General features: G+C 37.6%; 5 protein-coding genes. 3 read left to right on the forward strand and 2 right to left on the reverse strand.

All coding sequences use genetic code 11. From position 1 onward, the window contains the following. Positions 1-54 precede the first annotated feature (54 nt). Positions 55-1,836, reverse strand: coding sequence for a sodium-extruding oxaloacetate decarboxylase subunit alpha (gene oadA, locus H5072_RS14685; RefSeq protein WP_182693937.1), 1,782 nt, complete (start codon positions 1,834-1,836; stop codon positions 55-57). An 11-nt stretch (positions 1,837-1,847) separates the two neighbouring features. Then, the gene (locus tag H5072_RS14690) at positions 1,848-2,093 is read right to left on the reverse strand and encodes an OadG family protein (RefSeq protein WP_002961940.1); all 246 of its coding nucleotides are present in this window, start codon (positions 2,091-2,093) and stop codon (positions 1,848-1,850) included. A 518-nt stretch (positions 2,094-2,611) separates the two neighbouring features. Here H5072_RS14690 and H5072_RS14695 point away from each other — a divergent pair. From H5072_RS14695 to H5072_RS14705, 3 genes are all read left to right on the forward strand, one after another. After that, positions 2,612-2,785, forward strand: coding sequence for a DUF1328 domain-containing protein (locus H5072_RS14695; RefSeq protein ID WP_002961939.1), 174 nt, complete (start codon positions 2,612-2,614; stop codon positions 2,783-2,785). Between the two features lie 58 nt (positions 2,786-2,843). After that, on the forward strand, positions 2,844-3,035 hold the full coding sequence (locus H5072_RS14700; RefSeq protein WP_002961938.1) for a hypothetical protein: 192 nt from the start codon (positions 2,844-2,846) through the stop codon (positions 3,033-3,035). Positions 3,036-3,168: 133 nt separating this feature from the next. After that, positions 3,169-3,560: YcxB family protein (locus tag H5072_RS14705; protein ID WP_182693938.1), on the forward strand; the 392-nt coding region annotated here is incomplete at its 3' end.

Here is a 3,560-nt window from a genome sequence, read left to right on the forward strand (position 1 = left end):
GCAATGCCTGTCGCATTCCAGAGGTTTAAAATACCTTCCATCCTCTATTTACTCCTAAGCTAATGCAATCATAGCGTCGCCGGTAGTTACAGCATCGCCTTCACTAACTAACACTTCAGCAATTGTTCCGGTATGCGTAGCGCGTATTTCAGTTTCCATTTTCATGGCTTCCATAATAATCACTACATCGCCTTCGTTAACAACTTGCCCAGCTTTTACCTTAATCTTAAAAATATTACCGGCTAGAGGCGCGTTAAGTGTTTCACCTGATGCAACCGAAGCAGATTGAGGAATGTGCTCAGAGTCTTTTAATGTTACTTCTTTAAGTTCACCACCTTGCGCTACGACTACGTCATAAACTTTACCATCTACTTTTACGCTGTATTGCTCAGCCTTCACTTTGTTATTATTTGAAACTGATTTAGAAGGTGCTTTACTGCTTTTATCTTCAACAGAAGGTACTGGCTCAAATGCATCTGGGTTGTCGCGGTTTTTAATAAACTTCAAACCAACTTGTGGAAATAATGCATAAGTTAATACGTCATCAATTTGATCATCAGCAAGTGTTAAACCTTGCTCTTGTGCTTCTTTTAATAACTCAGCTTCAAGCGTTGCAAGCTCAGGTGCAATGTTATCAGCAGGGCGACAAGTAATAACTTCCGCTCCATCAAGCACGCGCTCTTGTAGCTCTTTATTCATTGGTGCTGGTGTTAAGCCATATTCACCTTTTAATACGCCAGCAGTTTCTTTAGTAATTGTTTTATAACGCTCACCCGTTAGCACATTAAGTACCGCTTGAGTGCCAACAATTTGCGACGTTGGTGTTACTAAAGGTAAAAAGCCAAGATCTTCACGTACACGTGGGATCTCAAGTAAAACCTCATTAAGCTTATCGGCTGCGCCTTGCTCTTTAAGTTGGTTTTCCATGTTTGTAAGCATGCCACCAGGTACTTGAGCTAATAAAATGCGCCCATCAACCCCTTTTAAGCTACCTTCAAATGCCGCATATTTTTTACGTACATCTCTAAAGTAAGCAGCAATTTCTTCTAGGTGGTTTAAATCAAGCTCAGTATCACGCTCAGTCCCTTCAACTATCGATACAATAGTTTCAGTTGCGGAATGTCCATAAGTCATACTCATTGATGAAATAGCGGTATCGAGCATATCAATACCAGCATCAATTGCTTTTTGGTAAGTAGCAGTACTTAAACCTGTTGTAGCGTGGCACTGCATAGCAATTGGAATAGATACAGTTTCTTTAAGTGCTTTAATTAGTTTTTCAGCATCGTACGGCTTTAATAAACCCGCCATATCTTTAATACAAATTGAGTGACAACCCATATCTTCAAGCTGCTTTGCAAGAGTTAGCCACATATCAAGTGTATGAACTGGGCTAACTGTGTACGAAATAGTACCTTGAGCGTGAGCGCCTACTTTTACAGCCGCTTTAATAGCTGTTTCTAGGTTACGTACATCGTTCATTGCATCAAATATACGAAATACATCAACGCCATTTTTATGTGCACGTTCTACAAACTTTTCAACTACGTCATCAGCGTAATGGCGGTAACCTAATAAGTTTTGACCGCGTAATAGCATTTGCTGTTTAGTATTAGGCATCGCTTTTTTAAGTGCACGAATACGCTCCCAAGGATCTTCGCCTAAATAACGAATACACGAGTCAAATGTAGCACCGCCCCACGATTCAATAGACCAATAACCCGCATCGTCTAATTTGCTAGCAATCGGTAGCATATCGTCTAGGCGCATACGCGTTGCTAATAATGATTGGTGAGCATCGCGTAATACCAATTCTGTTAATTTTAATTTAGCCATGTGTGTGCCCCTTATTTATTATTTGATTTGTACTGAGCAATGGCAGCACTAATAGCAGCGATGTGCTCATTAGGCACACCTTGAGATTTAAAAGATGGTGATTTAACTGGTGTCGCCACGTCAGGTTCGCTAAAGCGCGTCACCAAATTAGACATAAGCGTTACTGCACCAATTAATATCGACAGAAATACAAACACCCCAACCATGCCAGTAAGCATTAAGTTACCAGCCGTTGTGAGTAGAGCACCTATATCCATTTTTCTCCCCTTGAAACCCATATCGAAAATAAAAAATCGATTTAATTAAATATTTATTCACTGGATAATAACAAAACTAATCGCTTTGTCTACATCTTGTAAATTGGTAAAACCAATTAAACAATAAATAACATAACACTCAATTAATTTACATGCCATAACTCAGCAATCACGCGCTCTACAATACATACAAGAAATAACGACTATAGCTAATAGTTATATGGAAGTTGTTAATTAACTATCAAGCTAAGTAAAATAAACACTAATTCTTAATATAAAATGCAAAGCCACACACCAATTGTTAATTGGTCTTACCAAAATAAGTTTATTTAGTGAACATTTAGCAGTTATTTGCAACAGTGTGAATAACTTACATAACAAAGCGTAAAAGTTACTAACCAACTAATAGCTAGAATAACAGCAAAAACCCATAACTAATTGATATTTATGCCAAATAAATTTTGGCATATAACTGGCATTAGTTATTATGAGCAAATTTGATAACCAAGGAGAAAACAATGTTACGCTGGACAATTACATTTTTAGTTATTGCTTTAATCGCTGCAGTGTTAGGTTTTGGTGGCATCGCAGGTGCCGCAGCTGGTATAGCAAAAATTATATTTTTTATCTTTTTAGTACTTTTAGTGATTTCATTAGTTTCAGGTGCACTACGTGGTAAATCACCCAGGTAGATAAAGCATTCATCTAACAAACACTAAAATTTAATTAATACTTACAAGGAATTACACTATGAACTCTACAACTTTAAAAGCAGCACTAATCGCAGTATTTGCAGGTTTTTTCATGATGGGTTGTGAAGACAACCATGCAGAAGATGCTGGCGAACGTATCGACGAAGCAGTAACTGATGTGCAAAACTCTGTTGAAGATGCATGTGAAAATGTTAAAGAAGGCGTGAACGCTGAAGAAACTAACTGTTAATTCTTCTTGTACCGCTAAAAAAACGGCTTTCGAGCCGTTTTTTTGTGCCAGTAATAAAATCACTGACTATAAAGCTGCTCATTTAGCAGTTAGCTTGTTAAAATAAAAAAAACGATATTTAAAGCAAGGCAAAATGGCATTCACAACCACCTACACATTAGATAAACCCTACTTTTACGAGTGTTTTGATGAGTCACTCCCTTATAGTAAGCGTGCAAAACCTAAATACTTTTTACTTGTGTTGTTAGTTGCGCTTGGTCTATTTGGCATTTATGTTTTAGACGATCATTACTTAGGATCGTTTATGATCATGTTAGCGGTACTCGAGTGCGTCGCTTTTTACTATCGCAGACCATGGTGGGTAACCAGACAAATGCTCAGCAGAGCATCAGGCTCTGAGGTAACACTTACCTTTGATGAAGAAGGTATTAAATCTGCTAATCATTACAAAAGCTATCAATTAGAATGGCAAAATATAAGCGAAGTAATAGACACCCAACAAGGTATTATTATTAAAAACAAAAG

It is taken from the genome of Pseudoalteromonas sp. SR45-5 (assembly GCF_014163565.1).
Taxonomy (GTDB): Bacteria; Pseudomonadota; Gammaproteobacteria; order Enterobacterales; family Alteromonadaceae; genus Pseudoalteromonas; species Pseudoalteromonas distincta.

Excerpts from the sequence above, each read along its gene's own strand:
- oadA (WP_182693937.1), bottom strand. The coding sequence starts at position 1,836 with ATGGCTAAATTAAAATTAACAGAATTGGTATTACGCGATGCTCACCAA.
- H5072_RS14690 (WP_002961940.1), bottom strand. The coding sequence starts at position 2,093 with ATGGATATAGGTGCTCTACTCACAACGGCTGGTAACTTAATGCTTACT.
- H5072_RS14695 (WP_002961939.1), top strand. The coding sequence starts at position 2,612 with ATGTTACGCTGGACAATTACATTTTTAGTTATTGCTTTAATCGCTGCA.
- H5072_RS14700 (WP_002961938.1), top strand. The coding sequence starts at position 2,844 with ATGAACTCTACAACTTTAAAAGCAGCACTAATCGCAGTATTTGCAGGT.